Source organism: Paenibacillus diazotrophicus, assembly GCF_042610465.1.
In genome coordinates this window covers 1-18796 of record NZ_JBGJZN010000016.1, presented here as the reverse complement: position 1 = coordinate 18796, position 18796 = coordinate 1, and the positions used below count along the sequence as shown (strand labels likewise).

General features: G+C 46.7%; 20 protein-coding genes, 1 tRNA gene, 2 rRNA genes and 1 riboswitch. Of the genes, 8 read left to right on the top strand and 15 right to left on the bottom strand.

The window, feature by feature from the left end; all coding sequences use genetic code 11:
• Positions 1 to 51: 51 nt before the first annotated feature.
• The 4 genes from ACAN54_RS29480 (at position 52) to ACAN54_RS29465 (ending at position 2675) form a co-directional block, all read left to right on the top strand.
• Complete coding sequence (locus ACAN54_RS29480; protein ID WP_379164333.1) at positions 52 to 480, top strand: C40 family peptidase; 429 nt, start codon at positions 52 to 54, stop codon at positions 478 to 480.
• Positions 481 to 869: 389 nt separating this feature from the next.
• Positions 870 to 1012, top strand: a riboswitch (cyclic di-AMP (ydaO/yuaA leader).
• Between the two features lie 5 nt (positions 1013 to 1017).
• On the top strand, positions 1018 to 1509 hold the full coding sequence (locus tag ACAN54_RS29475; RefSeq protein ID WP_379164254.1) for a C40 family peptidase: 492 nt from the start codon (positions 1018 to 1020) through the stop codon (positions 1507 to 1509).
• 228 nt (positions 1510 to 1737) lie between these two features.
• The gene (locus tag ACAN54_RS29470; RefSeq protein WP_379164251.1) at positions 1738 to 2223 is read left to right on the top strand and encodes a GNAT family N-acetyltransferase; all 486 of its coding nucleotides are present in this window, start codon (positions 1738 to 1740) and stop codon (positions 2221 to 2223) included.
• Between the two features lie 95 nt (positions 2224 to 2318).
• Entirely contained in the window at positions 2319 to 2675 is a 357-nt protein-coding gene (locus ACAN54_RS29465; protein WP_379164248.1) for a c-type cytochrome, read from the top strand.
• 129 nt (positions 2676 to 2804) lie between these two features.
• Here ACAN54_RS29465 and ACAN54_RS29460 read toward each other — a convergent pair whose 3' ends face one another.
• Positions 2805 to 3092: a 4a-hydroxytetrahydrobiopterin dehydratase gene (locus tag ACAN54_RS29460; protein ID WP_379164245.1), complete on the bottom strand. Its 288-nt coding sequence runs from the start codon at positions 3090 to 3092 to the stop codon at positions 2805 to 2807.
• Between the two features lie 232 nt (positions 3093 to 3324).
• Entirely contained in the window at positions 3325 to 3618 is a 294-nt protein-coding gene (locus tag ACAN54_RS29455; protein WP_379164330.1) for a hypothetical protein, read from the bottom strand.
• A gap of 204 nt (positions 3619 to 3822) precedes the next feature.
• On the opposite strand from ACAN54_RS29455, the gene motA reads away from it, so the two are divergent.
• On the top strand, positions 3823 to 4623 hold the full coding sequence (gene motA, locus ACAN54_RS29450; RefSeq protein WP_379164243.1) for a flagellar motor stator protein MotA: 801 nt from the start codon (positions 3823 to 3825) through the stop codon (positions 4621 to 4623).
• Positions 4607 to 5422, top strand: coding sequence for a flagellar motor protein MotB (gene motB / locus ACAN54_RS29445; RefSeq protein ID WP_379164240.1), 816 nt, complete (start codon positions 4607 to 4609; stop codon positions 5420 to 5422). The genes motA and motB overlap by 17 nt, the downstream gene beginning before the upstream one ends.
• 98 nt (positions 5423 to 5520) lie before the next feature.
• On the opposite strand, the gene rluF is transcribed toward motB, so the two are convergent.
• Both rluF and ACAN54_RS29435 read right to left on the bottom strand, forming a co-directional pair.
• On the bottom strand, positions 5521 to 6222 hold the full coding sequence (gene rluF / locus ACAN54_RS29440; RefSeq protein WP_379164327.1) for a 23S rRNA pseudouridine(2604) synthase RluF: 702 nt from the start codon (positions 6220 to 6222) through the stop codon (positions 5521 to 5523).
• Positions 6212 to 8539 carry an ATP-binding protein gene (locus tag ACAN54_RS29435; protein ID WP_379164237.1) on the bottom strand — a complete coding sequence of 776 codons (2328 nt, stop codon included), beginning with the start codon at positions 8537 to 8539 and terminating at the stop codon, positions 6212 to 6214. Before ACAN54_RS29435 ends, rluF begins: the two co-directional genes overlap by 11 nt.
• Positions 8540 to 8850: 311 nt before the next feature.
• On the opposite strand from ACAN54_RS29435, the gene tadA reads away from it, so the two are divergent.
• Both tadA and ACAN54_RS29425 read left to right on the top strand, forming a co-directional pair.
• On the top strand, positions 8851 to 9345 hold the full coding sequence (gene tadA / locus ACAN54_RS29430; RefSeq protein ID WP_379164235.1) for a tRNA adenosine(34) deaminase TadA: 495 nt from the start codon (positions 8851 to 8853) through the stop codon (positions 9343 to 9345).
• An 18-nt stretch (positions 9346 to 9363) separates the two neighbouring features.
• The gene (locus tag ACAN54_RS29425) at positions 9364 to 9930 is read left to right on the top strand and encodes a GNAT family N-acetyltransferase (RefSeq protein WP_379164232.1); all 567 of its coding nucleotides are present in this window, start codon (positions 9364 to 9366) and stop codon (positions 9928 to 9930) included.
• A 110-nt stretch (positions 9931 to 10040) separates the two neighbouring features.
• Here ACAN54_RS29425 and ACAN54_RS29420 read toward each other — a convergent pair whose 3' ends face one another.
• From ACAN54_RS29420 to ACAN54_RS29370, 11 genes are all read right to left on the bottom strand, one after another.
• Positions 10041 to 11138 (bottom strand): hypothetical protein, encoded by a 1098-nt coding sequence (locus ACAN54_RS29420; protein WP_379164229.1) that lies wholly within the window; start codon positions 11136 to 11138, stop codon positions 10041 to 10043.
• 104 nt (positions 11139 to 11242) lie between these two features.
• Positions 11243 to 11395 (bottom strand): small acid-soluble spore protein P, encoded by a 153-nt coding sequence (locus ACAN54_RS29415; protein ID WP_379164226.1) that lies wholly within the window; start codon positions 11393 to 11395, stop codon positions 11243 to 11245.
• A gap of 15 nt (positions 11396 to 11410) precedes the next feature.
• Positions 11411 to 11752, bottom strand: coding sequence for a hypothetical protein (locus ACAN54_RS29410; RefSeq protein ID WP_379164223.1), 342 nt, complete (start codon positions 11750 to 11752; stop codon positions 11411 to 11413).
• Positions 11753 to 11913: 161 nt separating this feature from the next.
• Positions 11914 to 12002, bottom strand: a tRNA-Ser gene (locus ACAN54_RS29405).
• A gap of 66 nt (positions 12003 to 12068) precedes the next feature.
• Complete coding sequence (gene serS, locus ACAN54_RS29400; RefSeq protein WP_379164220.1) at positions 12069 to 13355, bottom strand: serine--tRNA ligase; 1287 nt, start codon at positions 13353 to 13355, stop codon at positions 12069 to 12071.
• Between the two features lie 85 nt (positions 13356 to 13440).
• A complete protein-coding gene (pdxT, locus tag ACAN54_RS29395; protein WP_379164218.1) occupies positions 13441 to 14025 on the bottom strand; it encodes a pyridoxal 5'-phosphate synthase glutaminase subunit PdxT in 585 nt (194 codons plus the stop codon).
• A 19-nt stretch (positions 14026 to 14044) separates the two neighbouring features.
• Positions 14045 to 14926 carry a pyridoxal 5'-phosphate synthase lyase subunit PdxS gene (pdxS, locus tag ACAN54_RS29390; RefSeq protein ID WP_379164215.1) on the bottom strand — a complete coding sequence of 294 codons (882 nt, stop codon included), beginning with the start codon at positions 14924 to 14926 and terminating at the stop codon, positions 14045 to 14047.
• A 109-nt stretch (positions 14927 to 15035) separates the two neighbouring features.
• Positions 15036 to 16439 carry a D-alanyl-D-alanine carboxypeptidase family protein gene (locus tag ACAN54_RS29385; RefSeq protein ID WP_379164213.1) on the bottom strand — a complete coding sequence of 468 codons (1404 nt, stop codon included), beginning with the start codon at positions 16437 to 16439 and terminating at the stop codon, positions 15036 to 15038.
• 126 nt (positions 16440 to 16565) lie between these two features.
• On the bottom strand, positions 16566 to 18023 hold the full coding sequence (gene guaB / locus ACAN54_RS29380) for an IMP dehydrogenase (RefSeq protein ID WP_379164210.1): 1458 nt from the start codon (positions 18021 to 18023) through the stop codon (positions 16566 to 16568).
• Positions 18024 to 18448: 425 nt separating this feature from the next.
• Positions 18449 to 18565: ribosomal RNA gene (gene rrf, locus ACAN54_RS29375) — 5S ribosomal RNA — on the bottom strand.
• Between the two features lie 146 nt (positions 18566 to 18711).
• Positions 18712 to 18796: ribosomal RNA gene (locus tag ACAN54_RS29370) — 23S ribosomal RNA — on the bottom strand; the annotation flags it as partial.

The window sequence follows — 18796 nt, the reverse complement described above, 5'->3', positions numbered from 1 at the left end:
AGAAGTCAGAATTTTAAGAAAAAATGTACCGCAGCAGCACTTGGACTAGTAATGGTATTCTCCATCGGAGCTGGTAGCGCTTCCGCTGATTCGAAGATGGACAGCGTCATTGCTAAAACTATTGGAACCACCTATAAATTCGGAGGCACCAGCACAAACGGTTTCGATTGCTCCGGCTTCACCTCGTATGTTTTTAAAAGTGTCGGACTTACCCTACCACGCACGTCCAAGGCACAATTCAGCCTGGGAACATCCGTATCACGGAACAACTTGCGTTCAGGCGATCTGGTATTCTTCAATACCTTTGGATCAGGAGTTTCCCATGTCGGCATTTATGTCGGTGGAGGCAAATTCGCACAATCTTCCAGTTCGCGCGGTGTAAATATTTCTTCGCTGAGTCAAGCCTACTGGGCCAACCGCTACGTTGGCGCTAAACGAGTGATGAGCACTACAGCTTACAAGACCGTTGCCTACGACTAATTGAAGTTTTTATCCCCTCAAAATCACACCTCTAACAACTAAATGTAACTTATACGAGCCCGGAACTGATTATTGCCGTAATCATTTCCGGGTTTTTCCTTTTCCTTATTCTCCCTTTTACACACTTTTTAGAGCTTTGAAACACCCTTTTTGATAAATATTCCAGATACATCTTCCATACCTCTAACTCACGGAGTAATAAACAAGCGCAAATTAGGCATTTTTCTCTTAAAAGGCTCAAAAAATATGTATTTATATGCTTTTAGTGATTGCCAACTGCTTCTGTCTTTGTTACAATTATCGCAGTAAGTCGATAGTAACATTTTTGTAATTATTCAAACCTGATTTACAAAGGTTTTGTCATTGTTTGATCCGTAAGCTAATCCTAATCAACAGTCGTGCCGAGTTCCTTAATTATTAAGGAAACGGGGGAACCGATTTTGGGTGAATTGACCTCCTATTCACAGAGGGGTCATAGGGGACCTTCAACCGAACCCTTAAGCTAACCTCGTAGGCATTTGGAAGGGGTATTTACTTTTGAAGAAGAAGCTGGCAGCCGCACTACTCAGTTTTTCCATCATTCTTACCATCGGAGCGGGAAGCGCTTTCGCAGACTCCAAGATGGACCAGGTTATCGACAAAGCCATCGGTACTAAATACGTATCCGGCGGAGTTTCGACTAACGGGTTTGATTGCTCCGGATTTACCATGTATGTGTTTGATAAGATTGGAATCAACCTTCCTCACCAGTCTGGTTCCCAATATCAAATGGGTACTGCCGTATCCCGCGATAACATTAGACCAGGCGATCTTGTATTCTTTAATACAAGCGGCAAAGGAATATCCCATGTCGGCATTTATGTCGGTGAAGGCAAGTTCGCACACGCTTCTTCCAAGCGCGGTGTAACCATCAGCTCGCTGAGTGACAGCTACTACGTCAACCGCTACGTTGGCGCCAAACGAATTATGAGCACAGATGCTTATCAAGCAGTTGCTACTGATTCACAAGATAACGACGATGTACAATAAGGTCTAATATTGTAACTGAACAAGCTCTTTTCCAGGATTTTTGCCGAAATCTTGGAGGGGGCTTGTTTTTTTGTCTCTATAAAAGTTACTTACCCTCCTCGTTATTTGTAAAACATAAAAAACCGCGATTTTTGCTAATTCTAAAAATATATTTTTATGCGTCGAAATGGAATGGTTTTGTATATAATTATGATATAACGTTTCATTCTGAAGGGAGGCGGATAGCGGATGATTAGTTCTTCTGTAACATTTTACGTTGTCCCCATGGAAGTGAATCACGCTGCAGAAATATGTGAATGGGTATATAAACCTCCATACAACATTTATGGCTGGATGTCCTGGGAGCAAATGCAGGCCTTGGATGTTGAATTCGGTGATCCCCGGCTGCGCAGTGAGCAGTATGTTTCTGTGCTGAATAGTCAAGGTATCCTCTGCGGTTTTGCACAGCTATTCCCGATGGAGGGTGTTGTCCGGCTTGGAATTGGCATGCGGCCTGATCTATGCGGGCAGGGTATGGGCCATCTGTTCATGAACGCCATCGTCAAGGAAGCCCTATCACGTTATCCGGAGCGTGAGATTGATCTGGAGGTGCTTACCTGGAACCAGAGGGCTATTCGCGCTTATCAAAAAAGCGGATTTACCATTACAGATACTTATGAACGCCGGACTCCGACGGGAGATAAGCCATTTTATTGTATGGTCTATAACAAATAGCACAAATCATTCATTTTTTTGTCACAAATGCTATGATAACGCTTTACCTTCTTGTATAATGTAGGAAGCAGCTTACATGGAGGGGACGGATGCAGATGCAGAAATGGATCATGAGCGGTTTGTTTTTTGCCGCCTGTGCCTTTGCGGTAATCTTAATGTTCACCTTGCCCGGCAAAGCCGAAGTCGCTGAGGAGAACAAACCAACAATGCCCGAAGTACAGATGGATGCGGCGAGCGCCGAGGCTACAGTGAAGGCTAATTGCATCACCTGCCATGGTGACCAGCTCCAGGGCGCTGTCGGCCCTAGTCTCCAGCAGGAAGGCGGCAAGCATGACGCCGGAGAGATTTTTACCATTGTCACCAAGGGCCGCGGACAGATGCCTTCTTTCAAGGATAAGCTGGCGCCCGAGGAGATCGCGAATGTAGCAATGTGGCTTGCGGAGAAGAAGTAGTTCTCCTCATATTACATCACCTCCGTAACACAAAATGCCCGTACAAGGATCATGTGGATCCTGTACAGGGCATTTTTTATATAAGGGATATGAATTTCCAATCTAATCTGTCCTGCAAGGGTTGGAGTGTTAACGATTCTTCTCAAAAGCCTCATTAAATTCATGGGCCTGCCGGATATCAAGTGCCGTAAGGCCATCTTCACCCACAGCAGACAGACGCAGGACGACAGTTTTGTAGTCAACTGTAATATGCGGATGATGCTCGAATGCTTCCGAGATAGCTGCTACCTCATCCACAAAAGCAATGCCCTTCATATATTCGTTGAACATGTATTTGCGCACCAGGGTACTCGGCTCCAGCTTCCATCCTTCCAGCTTGCTCGCCTGCTCCCGCAGCTCTTCTTCCGTAAATTGCAATGTTCTTCCTCCCTTACTAGATTAACAACAAAATCCTTATATCTCCTTCACAATGTGTGAGGGTGCCTTAAACAAAACATCCCTCAGCTTATATAAGTCCAAGGGATGCGCCAGGATGAGGGCTATTTTTCGGTTTATTGTATTCGTAAATCCTGGCAAGTAGAACCTAGCTCTATCAATTTTACCACGTGGCACAGGCTACGGGCAAACCGGCTATCGGCGGCTACCTGTTTTAGACCAAAAGGACTGAAGCCAGATCTTCTTCGCCCAGCAAAATATTTATCCGATGTGTTTCCTTATCGTAAATTACAACGCCACTGCCAACCTCAATAACCGGTTCATTACCCAAGGCGTAGAATAAATCCTCAGCGAGCGCTTCCCAAACCTCCATCTTCGATTCTTGCGGCAGTTCCTGCCACTCATCGGGTTCCATCTCAAAAAACACATACCCGTCAGAAATCCTTCCTACTGCTTCTGTCAGTTCACTAAGAATTTCACTATAATCTCTGCCATGCTTCACACCCACGTCAATCACTCCGTTTTCTCCATAGATGAATAATAACCTGCCTTACTCATTATAGCCGAAAAAATGACTTCACAAAAAAGGGAATCCTGTCGATAAATAAGAATATACGTTAATTGATCAGACGCAGAGTGTCCCGCCGCTGTTCATGGATGATACACGCGGTATAGTCGGATCACATCTTAATTCTCATGGACGAGGTGCATAATGGAAATTTCAACAATTATAGGTTTAATTTTTGGTCTGGTTACATTAGTATGGGGGATGTATCTAAAGGGCGCCCCACTGCATGCCCTAAATGCACCTGCAGCTTACGTAATTATCCTCTTGGGTACAGCCGCATCTATATTTATGGCTTTCCCGTTCTCGGAAGTAAAAAAAATCCCCTCGTTGTTAAAGCTAATTTTCGTAAAACAAAAAATGGTCAGCAAATCGGACCTTATCACCATGTTCATGGAGTGGGCTTCCATTACCCGCCGCGAAGGTTTACTTGCCCTCGAATCTAAGGTCGACGAAATTGAAGACAACTTTCTTCGTAATGGTATGCGGATGATTATTGACGGCAACGATCAGGAGTTTGTCCGTGATGTGCTAATGGAAGATATCCATGCTACTGAAGATAGGCATAAGGCCGGAGCACTGATCTTCTCTCAAGCCGGTATGTACGCACCAACACTCGGGGTTCTCGGGGCCGTTATCGGGCTAATTGCAGCACTAGCCGATATGAGTGCAATGGAAAAACTGGCTCACGCCATCGGGGCCGCTTTCATTGCCACCCTGGTCGGTATCTTTACGGGTTATGTCCTTTGGCATCCTATCTCAAATAAGCTTAAGCGTCTGTCGAAGCGGGAAATTGAGGTCAGACTGATGATGGTGGAAGGGCTGTTATCCATTCAATCCGGCGTATCCACAATCGCTATCAACCAGAAGCTGTCTGTCTTCCTCACACCAGCGGAACGCGCAAAGCTGAGTGACAAGGAGGGTGCTTCTAGTGAGCAAAAAGACTAGACATGAGGAGCATGAAGAACACGCCGATGAAACCTGGTTATTGCCATACTCCGACTTAATGACCTTGCTGGTAGCCCTGTTCCTCGTAATGTATGCGATGAGTGCAACAGATGCGAAGAAATTCGAAGAAATGTCACAGGCTTTCAGTTCAGCACTGAATGGCGGGTCTGGAGTTCTGGAATATAAATCCGATGCTCCTACAAATACGCAACTGGATCAGGGTAAACAAGATAAAATGAACAATGTCATTGCCCCTAATACCGGTAAGGCGGACCTTGCCAAATTGAAACAAAAAGAGCAAGAGGAACTGGAGAAGCTGAAGAAGCAATTCGATCAGTATATCAAGAATAACGGCCTGACCGATTTGCTTAGCACCAAGCTCAATCAGTCCCAGCTGACAATCACCATCAGTGACAATGCTCTGTTCTCTTCCGGAGAGGCGGTGGTAAAGGATGAATCCCGCCAGCTGGCGAAGTCCATCTCCACCATGCTGCAGCAATTTCCGGATTACGAAATACTGGTAGAGGGTCATACGGATAATATCCCAATCTCCAACAGTGAGTATCCTTCCAACTGGGATCTCAGTGTAGCCCGTGCGCTGCAATTCATGAAGATTCTGCTGATAAATCCTTATCTGGATCCGGTTAAATTCAGTCCTATTGGATATGGAGAATATCATCCGATCGCTGATAACTCCACGGCTGCCGGACGGGCCAAGAACCGCCGCGTCGAAGTCTCAGTTCTTCGGAAGTATGTGGACGCAACGCAGAGTACTGAAGCTGCAGCTACTGGGAAATAATAATCTTAGTATTCAACAAGAGCTGTTCCGAAGGGTCTGGATAAGACCTTCAGAACAGCTCTTTTTTGTTATATTAATATTGTCTCCATGACCGCCGGTTACAGTAGCTGATAATTCAGCATAGCGCCCAGTTCTTGCTTCTCCTGCACAGAAAGCTCACGCCACTCTCCGGTTTGAAGTGTACCCAGACGGATATTCATTACACGGATGCGCTGCAGCCGCCGGACCTCATATCCAAAAGCAGCGCACATACGGCGGATTTGCCGGTTCTTGCCTTCTGTAAGAATAATCCGGAAGACCCGCTCACTGATCCGCGTCACTTCACAGGGGAGTGTACGGCTGCCCAGTATCTTGACTCCACTCGACATCCCTGAAATGAAGGATGGGGTAATGGGACGATCCACAGTCACGATATATTCCTTCTCATGTTTGCCTTCGGCCCGTAATATTTTATTAACGATATCTCCATCATTAGTCAGCAGAATTAATCCTTCCGAATCCTTATCAAGCCGGCCGATGGGAAAAATACGCTCGTGATGCCCGACAAAATCGACAATATTCCCTTGAATATGAGCTTCTGTGGTAGATGTAATGCCGACCGGCTTATTCAGCGCAATGTAGACAACCTTACTGCCCGTTTCAAGCAGTTTACCGTCTATACGCACCTCATCACCCTGCTCCGCCTGACTGCCAAGCACAGCAGGCTCTCCGTTGATGCTAACTCTACCGCCTTCCACCAGCTTGTCGGCTTCACGCCGTGAGCAGAATCCTGTCTCACTGATGAACTTATTAATTCTCACTTCTCTCTTCACTCCGTTCTTCATTCATGACCTGCCCAGGGGCCTGCTCTCCGGCGACAGGTAGCCTAATTGTAACTTCTGCCCCAGATCCGTATTCACTCCGTATTTCTATGCTGCCTTTATGAGATTGGATGATCCTCTGGCTGACCATGAGCCCCAGCCCCGTCCCGGTTTCCTTATTAGTAAAGAATGGCTCCCCAAGCTTAGGTAGCATCTCCTCAGGGACACCTTCTCCTTCATCAGAGATTACGATCACTACGATATCTCCTACTATGCGTTGCTCAAGTGTGATCGTACCGCCATCTGGCATAGCCTCAATTGCATTTTTGACGATATTGATAAACACCTGCTTCAGCTGGTTTTCTTCACAATGCACCGTTGCCGGCTGTTCGGAGAAGCGGGCTTCAAATTCAATTCCGAACAAGTGCGCCTGGCTGTCCAGCAAAGAAATAACATCACCCAGAATGAGCCGGACGTCTCTTAGCTGAAAATGAACTGCCTGCGGCTTGGCCAAAATTAAAAATTCACTTACGATCAGGTTAATCCGCTCCAGCTCAGAGAGCATGAGATCAATATGAAGCGGCACCAGAAGCCTTTTCTCTTGCTGCAGCTGCAGGAATCCTCTAAGTGTTGTGAGTGGATTCCGGATTTCATGGGCTACCCCAGCCGCGAGTTGACCGACGGTAGTCAGCTTCTCCGATCGTCTCAACAGTTCTTCTATCCGGTTGCGCTCTGTCATGTCACGAGAGACATGAACGAATGACTGCGGATTGCCTTCCTCGTCACGGATAATCGAGCTGCTGACGCTGACTTCGACGAGCGACCCGTCACGTTTTAATCTAATGGTCTCCAGTGGAGGCAGAACAGCCCCGTTCTTCAACTCTCTCAGTCTGTCTTCTTCCTGCTTCTGCGCAGTGGCTGGCACCAGGTAAGGCATCTTATGCCATACATCGTTGGCACTCCAGCCGTACAGTTCCTCAAAGGCACGGTTCGTGCTGAGTATCCGGCCTTCCATATCCATCGTATGGATCGCATCGGAGGTGCCGTTAATCACAGACTCCAGACGTTCTTTGACGGCACGGTTTTCTTCCAGTGTCTGTCCCAGCCGGTTCGTATGCTGCAGCAGATGCGAGGTCATGGCATTAATACGGTGGGCCAATTGCCCAAGCTCATCACGGCTGGCCACATTCAGCGGGGGCTCGAACTTGCCTCTGGCCACGTCATTCACCTTGGCGAGGATGTCCTTAATGGGCCGGGTTACAATGCCTGCAAGGATGTAACTTCCAATGAAGAAGACAATAAGCAGCAGAACTGACGTAGTTATATTATTCCGCAGCTGCTCCCGGATTACCGAAGAAATGACTGAATAATCCATAACTATACTGATGACATAATCCTCAGCTCCAGGCTGTTTTATGGGAATGAAGGTTTTTAGTACCCTTATACCACGTGCCTGCGTGTCTAGGACAAGGGGTTCTCCATTGCTGAGCGCCTCCATGATGGCCGACCTGTCTTCTTCAACGTTGCCATATTTGTAAGTACCATACTTAATCGCCTGGTTTCTCAGCTTAAGATATACTGGATCACTGCCATCAGATTGCATAGTGGATACTCCAAAAGTTTTGGGATTAATCCCTGTGATCTCTAGGATCCCCGGGTTAACCTCCTTGGACTGGTTGACAATCTCATCAGGGTTCATGATCTTCACATAGTCGCTTACGGCAGTACTGCGAATATAAGGGTCTATAATGTAGTTTCTCGATTGATCATAATAGTATCCCCACTTCTCAATATACTTGGGATTAGAAGTTGAATATTCAAAAGGCCCTGACCAGAAATGTTCAAAGCTCTGTCCTTGCCCAACCGATACCTCCTGGCCCGCGAACAGCTCAAGAAATGCCACATACCAATAACCCATGCCTTTAGTAGACAGATTAAGCTCACGGGGGTCCGAGGATTTCGCCACGACCACATCATCCTCAGTCTTCACCAGAAGCGAAATATTAGACACACCCAGCTTGTGGGCTAGAGTAACTAGTTGTCTGTTCTCTACATTCTTTATATCCGGATCAAGCTCCTTGGAAGCTAAGATAGCCGCCAATCTCAGGTTCTGCGCGATCTGATGCTGCACATAATTGGAGCTGTAGCTGCTCTGCTCGACGGAAACGGCAATCTGTTTGGCGGTCATCTTCATATTATTTACACTCTCATTACGGAGGTGGCTTCGGACTTCATGAAGATTAAGTGTGAGATTGAGCGCCAGAATTAAAAGTACCGAACAAAAGATAATTACCGATAACTTAATTTTTATAGACAAGCTGTCTGTTCACCTCTTATCCGCTGGTAAATCCTAGCGGAGCGTTCAAACATTATCATACCTTTTGCCTTCTCATTTGAAAAGACATTTCACTTCTGGAACCTTGTGCGTGAAATATTGAATTTTACAGACACATTCTCTACAATGGATAAGGAACCATCCACAGGTTATGCACATATAAACATTTTATCAAATAGCGATGTGTACAAATTTGTGCATAAGTCCGGCTTTATCCACAGAGTTATGCACAATTTGTTAAGAACGAATATTTGTTCGTTGCACAAAGAGTAGTTTCAGAGGGGAAGATGAGATTGGATAATATAAATAATGAACGGTCCTCTGAGGAATTGGCCATTCATGAATATTGGATGAGGCAAGCGATAGAGGAGGCTCGTAAGGCGGAAGCCCTGGGTGAGGTCCCCATCGGAGCTGTAGTTGTCCACCACGGAGAAATTATAGGCCGGGGCTACAATCTGCGGGAAACTACCATGGACTCTACCGCCCATGCAGAGATGGTTGCTATTCGTGAGGCAAGCACCTTGCTCAATTCCTGGCGTCTCCTGGATTGTCAGCTGTACGTGACCCTAGAGCCCTGTCCTATGTGCGCCGGAGCTATGGTCCAATCCAGAGTACCGCTTACAGTATACGGTACCCCGGATCCCAAAGCCGGTTGCGCCGGCACGCTAATGAATCTTCTGGAAGAGCCGCGTTTTAATCATCGCACCGAGGTCATTCAAGGCATCCTCCAGCAGGAATGTGCAGAGCTGCTGACCACCTTTTTCCGCCGGCTTCGGAAGAAATCTTAGGATTTAGGAGGATACTTCATGTTTCATAAGTTATATGACACATCTCATGGTATCTATATTGCTCTACTAGAGGTTAATAATGCAGAGGACCTGCTCCAGCTGCGTCTCCGTAACAAGGAACATCATCAGCCTTTTGAGCCTTTGAGGGAGAAGGATTACTTCACCCTGGAGAGTCATCAGCAGCTCATCAGGCAACGTGTGGAGGAGTCTATGCAGGACCGGGCATATATGTTCGGTATATTTTTAATGAACGATCAGCTGATTGGCCAGATTACCATCTCCAATATAGTCCGCGGTGTTGGACAGTTTGCGGATATTGGTTATTTTATTGATTATACCTTGCAGGGAAAAGGGTACACAAGCGCTGCCGTCGGACTTATCCTTAAGTTTGCATTCCGTTCCCTGGGCCTGCATAGAGTACAGGCTGCCATCTTGCTTCATAATCACAGGTCACGCCGGGTCCTGGAGAAGAACGGATTTCAGGCAGAGGGCATTGCCCGGCGCTTCATTCAAATTAATGGACAATGGCAAGATCACCGTACATACGCTATACTCGTTGACGATGCCCAGATGCAGGAGGAGTAACAAAGCGGCCCATGCAGAGCTCCGTCCCACCAATATACGAGATAGCCAAAAAAATCCCGCATGAGCGCCGTCTTGGCGCACATACGGGATTTTTCAATTCAGTCTTGTGTTTAATAACTCATACCCATTGAACCAAATTCCTGCTCTAACTGATCCATTGTAATGACGTTCTCACCCTGCGGAATACCAATGGTGAAGGTCTGTTTTTCATTAACTTTGCTATATTGATTGCTGGCATTTAAGGATAAGCTCAGATTCTCACCTTTATCAGGGTCATTCACTTTAATATCCATCAGAAGATCCTGATACACTGGAAAATCATCTTTATTGATAGCTGTATTCATATGAAATTGATTGATGGTCAGATAAGTTCCCAAGTCAGCCAGGCTTTTGTCGAATTCTGCACGACTTTCGCTGGACTGAAGCTCTTCTTTGGCTTTTGCCAAGTCAGTATCCTTAATATTTAACATTTCCTTATACTCAGGTTTGCTTATAATATCGATAATCTTAGGCAGAGCATTATTCACAAAGATAGTAAGCGCCTCTTTAACATTTTCATTGGTGACTTTGAATTGAACTACCTGCTTGGCTTCAATACCCTCTGGCAAAGCGGCGTCCTTCGGCTTGATTTCACTAAAGTATTTCTGATCATCGTATTCGCCGAGCAATGTATCAAGCACCTCATTCGAGAGCTTCTGCAGCTTTTGTGTATCCATAGATGCAGGGTTGAATTCGGTTCCTTGCTGCTCTGCCAATTGTTTCAGGTCAAGTTCCACAAACTTGCCAACCACCGTCTCCGGAAGCGGCAGGAAAGGGATAGAAGGTACTTTGATGTACATCTTCTCCGCAGTCATAACCATTGGAATATTAAACGACATCGTCATATCGCCCTTCAAATTGAGCACTAGCGTCATTTCAGTCTGCATTGGATCTGCCTGATAGACACCATCTATGGTAACCTCAGCATTCTTCAGCATACTGAGCACCTGCGCAGTGGCAGCATCTGACTCCCCGTTTGCTGGCGCGTCGATAGTCAGGTTATTGATGACCACCTTGCTCTTCATTTCATACGACTTGAGCGTTGTGGCTTTGACTGCAGCTGACTTCAACGCCTCTTTAGGTGCTTGCTCTTTGTTGGCGCAGCCAGGCAGAATTATTGCAGCGGTTAGCAGCAATGCGGCAGCGGACAACCCCCATTTTTTGTTCATTATAAATCTCCTCTCCCATGTAAAAAGTTTCTTCACCCTCCCTAATGATAAACCATTTGGGAAAAATGAGAAACATTTCATTGCATATTTTACTCTAGGGTGATTTAGCCCTGAGGATTATGATGATCTACATGGTTAGCCTGCTTAACCTTTTTCGAACCGGATAATGGCTCTGGACCAGAGGACTTATGATCCTTGCGGCGCTCCTGGTGGTTGTTCTCGACCCCGGGAACAGGCATGCTCTTTGGTTTGCTCATGGTTATGTTTACCTCCTATGGATTGGTCAGGTCTTGAAGAGCCTGCGCACATTCATGAATTTGCCTGGTATACTGCTGTGCCAATGATTGCACCGCATCTGTACGTTCATCGGTATGTCGGCCAGCCTCTTCAACGTCAATCATACTTACAGCTACCTCACGACTATCGACATAAGTACAACGAAAATCCAGGGAAAAGGCCTGCCGCCCTGCAGCATTAAAATGAATGAGCAGACTATTTGGGTCGGCCGCATCACCTTGTACATTAAAGCTGTCCCCCTCCTCCATCAGAGCAGGTAGACGCTCCTTCCAAGCAGAAACCAAGCTTTGCTGATCCAGCTGTAATTGTCGATTCATTGTTATTATCAGCCTCCTTCCCTATTACATTGCGGAGAAAGGGCGTATTTTATACTTGATGCCATTCATAACAAATGGAGACCAAGCCTCCGGCTAGATCAAAAAAAGCCGCCTTCCAAGGAAGGCAGCTTCTAGCTTCATTTATTCATCTCTTAAAAGAATGGCGGAGAGGATGGGATTCGAACCCATGTGGGCTTGCACCCTAACGGTTTTCAAGACCGCCCCGTTATGACCGCTTCGGTACCTCTCCAATGCATCAAAATTTCACATGCAAGAGGATTATAGCACACAACTCAGTCATTATGCAACCGTATTATTACTCAGCTTTTGGGCTGATCACCTTCACATTACGCATATAAGGCTGCAGGACTGTCGGAATTAGTACTGTGCCATCTTCCTGCTGATAATTCTCTAGAATGGCGGCTAAAGTACGGCCAACGGCAAGTGCAGAACCATTCAATGTATGAACAAATTCCGGCTTTGCCTTAGGCTCCTTACGGAAGCGGATATTAGCCCGTCTCGCCTGGAAATCCTCTGTATTCGAGCAAGAGGAGATTTCACGGTACATGCCGCTCTCAGGCAGCCACACTTCGAGATCGTATGTCTTGGCTGAGGTGAACCCCATATCGCCTGTGCAAAGTCCCAATACCCGGTACGGCAGTTCCAGAAGCTGTAGAACACGTTCGGCATCTGCTGTCATCTTCTCAAGTTCCTCATAAGACGTCTCCGGTGTAGTAAGCTTCACCAGCTCTACCTTGTTGAACTGATGCTGACGAATAAGCCCGCGTGTATCACGACCTGCTGAGCCGGCCTCCGAACGGAAGCAGGAGCTATAGGCTACATGATATTTCGGCAGATCCGCAGCTGTCAGAATCTCTTCACGATAGTAATTGGTTACCGGGACCTCGGCTGTAGGAATCAAGTAATATTCGGTATCCCGAAGCTTGAAAAGATCCTCTTCGAACTTAGGAAGCTGACCGGTACCGTACAGGCTGTCCTTATTAACGATATAAGGGGGCAGCATCTCCTCATAGTTATGTTCCCCGCTGTGAAGATCCATCATGAAGTTGATGAGTGCACGTTCAAGACGCGCTCCCAATCCCTTATAAAAGGCAAAGCGGGAGCCAGTAACCTTGGCAGCGGCTTCAAAGTCAATAATGTCCAGTCGCTGTCCCAGCTCCCAATGTGACTTTGGAGTAAATCCGAACTCACGCGGCTGTGACCAGCGCCGTACCTCCACATTCTCTTCCTCGGATTTACCTACCGGCACCGATTCATGCGGAATATTAGGGATGCTCATAGTCAGTTCTTCAATCCGCGCCTCAAGCAATCTGACTTCATCATCGAGCTCTTTGATACGGTCGGATACAGTACGCATCTCGGTGATTAAATCATCTGCAGGTTCACCGCTCTTCTTCTTCTTTGCCACTTCACCTGATACGGTATTACGTCGGTTTTTCAAGCCCTCAGTCTCTTGTAGCAGCTCACGGCGGCGCAGATCCAGCTGCGGAAATTCAGTGATCAATTCAAGTGATTTGCCGCGTTTGTTCAGTGCTTCTTCTACTCTGGCATAATCACTGCGCAATATTTTTACATCTAGCACAACGTTTCCCTCCTGAAAACAGCCCAAACTCTTTCAAATTGCTGTTCGCAGCTTTGAAAGAGTCAGAATGTTCTTATATGCGGTTCTATTGTTTGGCTGCTACACTGTGCTCTACCATATCAGCAAAGTATTGGTGCAGCCTATAATCATCTGTCAACTCCGGATGAAAGGAGGATACCAGCAAATTGCCCTGGCGCGCAGTCACAATCTCATCATTGTAGAGCGTGAGCACCTCAACATCCGGTCCGACCTCGTTAATAAGCGGAGCTCGGATGAATACAGCACGCACCGGCTCATTGATTCCTTTGACCTGCAGATCACATTCGAAGCTTTCCCGCTGACGGCCAAACGCATTCCGGGCAACGGTAATATCCATAAGCTCTAAATGGCCGGGTTCGCCTCCAGCAATATGCTTCGCCAGTACAATCATGCCTGCGCATGTCCCAAAGATGGGCTTTCCCTGGTCGGCAAAATCACGGATAGCTTCAATAAAGCCGTACTTGCGCATGAGCTTGCCTATCGTAGTGCTTTCACCGCCGGGGATAATTAATCCGTCGATCTCTCCGAGCTGCTCTACCCGTTTAATTGGCAGGCCTTGAGCTCCGGTCTTCTCTATACTGACAATATGCTCTGTTACAGCGCCTTGAAGCGCCAGCACTCCTATTATCATCGGGACAACCTTCTCTCTATTAACGGCCGCGTTCCGACATGCGTTCTGCCGGTGACAATGAGGCAATATCGATCCCCTTCATCGGAGTACCGAGGTTTTTGGATACTTCTGCAATCAGCTTGTAATCAGTGAAGTGAGTGGTTGCTTCAACGATTGCACGGGCAAACTTCTCAGGATTATCTGATTTGAAAATACCCGAGCCCACGAATACGCCATCAGCACCCAGATGCATCATCAAGGCGGCATCCGCCGGAGTAGCCACACCGCCTGCAGCGAAGTTAACCACCGGAAGCTTACCCAGCTGATGAACTTCAAGCAGCAGTTCGTAGGCAACACCCAGAGTCTTAGCTTCATTATACAGCTCATCCAGTGAAAGATTCGTTACCTTGCGGATCTGGCTGTTGATATAACGCATATGACGCACAGCTTCAACAATATTACCGGTTCCCGGCTCGCCTTTGGTACGGATCATCGAAGCACCTTCATTAATACGGCGCAGTGCTTCACCAAGGTCTTTGGCCCCACATACAAATGGAACAGTGAATTCACGTTTGTTAATATGGAAGACTTCATCAGCCGGAGTGAGCACTTCACTCTCGTCCAGATAATCTACACCAAGGGATTCCAGAACCTTCGCTTCTACATAATGTCCGATGCGGGCTTTAGCCATAACGGGAATACTTACTACCTTGATAACCTCTTCTACAATGGTAGGATCGGCCATACGGGCTACACCGCCCGCTGCACGAATATCAGACGGGACGCGCTCCAGTGCCATAACGGCTACTGCTCCTGCAGCCTCAGCGATTTTTGCCTGTTCTGCATTCATGACGTCCATAATGACGCCACCCTTTTGCATTTCTGCCATACCTCTTTTTACTCGCGATGTTCCTGTTTCCATGACCAAGCCTCCCGAATGAACTTTTATCTAACATATAATTTTACCGCAAGGCGGCTATATATACAACCTATTTACTCGGATTTTCTCCTGTCTTCGACATTTTCAGCCGCTAGAACAAGTTCTTAATTCCTTTAAACAGATCGCCAAAAAACTCTCCTATTGCTCTCATCAGCAGCTTGAACCAGCCAGCCTTCTCTGCCTCTTCAGCCGTAATCAGGTTAACGGTCTTCTCCTGAACTTGAGTAATGCCTTCCACCTGGTAGGAATAAGTCACCTTCCCCACTTTACTGGCTCCCGCAATCGGTGCGACCAACGTTGATGGATCATTGGTGACTACCGTCGTTTTGATCTGTGGTGACACTGTACCCTTAGGCACGATAAAAGTTACACCGGCATCTGTTACAACGGACACGTCTTTGTTCTTGCCTTTTAGTACAGGAACAGTTTCATTGCCCGCAATAACTGCCTTAGGAGCAACAACCTGCTTAATCTCAAAATTATTAAAGCCAAAATCGAGAACTTTCTTTGTTTCTGTGAAACGGTGAGGCTCTGAATCGGCTCCCATTACCACACTGATCAGCCGCATCCCATCACGAACGGCAGTACCGGTGAAACAGTTACCTGCATTGGAAGTATGCCCTGTCTTTAGACCATCAAGCCCAGGATAAGCATACGCTTTAAAATTCGTAACATTTTTATTACCTTCCAGCATCCAGTTATAGTTAACCATTGGTGCTGTGTCGCGCTCACGGAATTTGTAGGATTGTATAGTTGTGAAATCTGTGAAATCCGGATGTTCGGTTACAATAAACTTAGCCAAAAGGGCTGCATCCATAGCAGACATAACGGTTTCCCGATCTGTGTCAGGTCGGAACTTCTCAGGCATATCATCCCGGTCCAGTCCGGTTGAGTTGATGAAATAGGCCGTCTTCATCCCCATCTTCTGTGCAGTTTCGTTCATCAGTGCAACGAACTGCTGTTCAGAACCGGCAACCTCTTCTGCCAAAGCTACTGTGGCATCATTTGCAGAGCCTACCGCCATGGCTATGTATAGCTCTTTGACTGTATGTTCGTCACCTTGTGCCAGAAAAATACGCGATCCAATTTGTTTAGAGGCATTCTCCTGCACTACGACTTTTTTATCCCATGACAACTGTCCTGAGTTAACGGCTTCTGTAACCAGATACTCTGTCATCATCTTTGTCATACTCGCCGGAGGAAGAGGCACATCCGCATTTAGAGATAGCAGTACCTCACCCGTAGTAGGTTCCAGCAGAACGGCTGATTTCAGGTTCAATCCCAGCGATTCCACCGAAGGAATCTTTACTGCAGTTTTTGTTGTCTTAGTTGTAGTTGCATTGGTAGCTGCTGTGCCTGACTCCGTAGTAGCCGGGGTCTTCACCGCATCTGCCAGCACCGAATTAACAGGTAAAGCCAGCATATTTAAAAGTAGACCTACTGTCGCTGTCTTAATCACAAATTGTTTACTGTTGAATTTACGCTTGTACTTCAATGATTACTACTCTCCTTTTGCCCTCATATCCATTGCTTGTTCTATTCTAACACAGGGGTACCCTCAAAAAAAGACAGACAGGACGAAATTCGTCCTATCTGCCCTTAAAATGCTGAATATCCAATATTATAGGGAATAGTTAGGTGCTTCCTTGGTAATCTGCACATCATGCGGATGACTCTCGCGCAGACCAGCACCGGTAATCCGAATAAAGGAGGTCTCATTACGAAGCTCCTCCAACGTCTTAGTCCCACAATAGCCCATCCCTGAACGAAGTCCGCCAATCAGCTGATGAACCGTATCTGAAAGACTTCCTTTAAAAGCAACACGCCCTTCAATACCTTCAGGAACGAGTTTCTTGTCATCATCCTGGAAGTAACGGTCTTTACTTCCCTGTTTCATGGCACTCATACTACCCATACCGCGGTAAACTTTGAATTTACGTCCCTGGTAAATTTCCGAATCCCCAGGACTTTCGTCCGTACCAGCGAACAGGCTGCCCATCATAACCGCAGATGCTCCTGCAGCAATGGCCTTGGTGATCTCCCCGGAGTATTTAATTCCGCCGTCCGCAATAATGGGAACACCATACTCGCGTGCTACAGTCGCACAATCATAAATAGCTGTAATCTGAGGTACACCAATACCTGCGATAACGCGCGTGGTACAGATCGATCCTGGTCCAATCCCCACCTTGACTACCGATGCTCCAGCCTCGATAAGCTCACGTGTGGCTTCACCGGTGGCAACATTACCCGCTACAATGGTAAGATCAGGATATTGCTCACGCAGTCTGCGTACAGCATCAATAATATTGATATGGTGACCATGTGCAGAATCTACAGTGATAAGATCGACACCGGCCTTTACCAATGCTTCCGTCCGTTCAAAAGTATCCTTGGAAATACCGATTGCCGCACCCACCAACAGTCGACCTTGCGCATCCTTAGCACCATTCGGGAATTGAATGGCCTTTTCGATATCTTTTATTGTAATCAGACCTTTAAGAATGTTGTTCTCATCCACCAAAGGCAGCTTCTCGATCTTGTGGCGCTGCAGAATGACTTCAGCCTCTTGAAGGGTAGTGCCTACAGCAGCTGTTACCAGATTTTCATGTGTCATTACTTCTTTGATCTGAATATTAAAATCATGAATAAACCGCAAATCTCTATTGGTCAAAATCCCAACCAGCTTGTTGTTATCATCTACGATAGGCACACCAGAGATACGGTATTTACCCATCAGAACTTCAGCGTCGGATACCCAGTGTTCTGGTGTAAGAGAGAAGGGGTTGGTAATAACGCCACTTTCAGAACGCTTAACACGGTCCACTTCTTCCGCCTGCTGCTCTACGGACATATTCTTATGAATGATGCCAATGCCACCCTCGCGTGCAATAGCAATTGCCATAGCCGCCTCAGTGACCGTATCCATACCCGCACTCATCAAGGGGATGTTCAGCTTCACATTCTTGCTTAGTACCGTAGTCAATTCCACTTCCTTCGGGAGCACCTCGGACTTACGCGGCACCAGCAGAACATCATCGAACGTTAATCCCTCTTTGCCAAACTTATCTTCCCACACCTGGGTCATTCCTCCTCAAATGTCTTTATTCTAAACGCCTGCAAACTTTATGAATGAAGAAACTAAGGTTCAAGTCCATACCCGACAGACACGGAAAAAGACTTGGAAGCTATACGTTTTCGTATCTTCAGTTAAGGTTTGAGATGCTTGTCCAAAAATATATTATTGCCATCTTAGCAAAGGGTTTTTGGCCTGTCAAGAATATTACATCATGGGAGAAGTTATTCGGAAAACAGCCTCCGGGTAAGCGAATTCTTGGACGAAAGTCCGTTTGGAGTGGACACTTTATCACTGAACCCCTATAGTTATTCACTGCTAGCACGACATCCTGCAATGGTGATGTAAGCATCTCCTTACTATCATTCCTCAAATTCAACAAAAACAACAAAAAAGCCACTGTTGATTACTCAACAATGGCTTTCAGTGCTTGGCGGCGTCCTACTCTCCCAGGACCCTTCGGTCCAAGTACCATCGGCGCTGGAGGGCTTAACGGTCGTGTTCGGGATGGGTACGCGTGGAACCCCTCCGCTATCGCCACCAAACGGGCACTTGCGGTGCAAATGCATGATTCAGGTCTCAGCATCGCCAAATGCTGAACACAAATCTTTCATCCATGGGCCACGTGGACCTCATGAATTCCGACTTGATTCCTGAAAACTGAATCCGAAACGAATCTGCGTTTTAATTGTTGGATAAGCCCTCGACCGATTAGTATTGGTCAGCTCCATGCATTGCTGCACTTCCACCTCCAACCTATCTACCTCGTCGTCTTC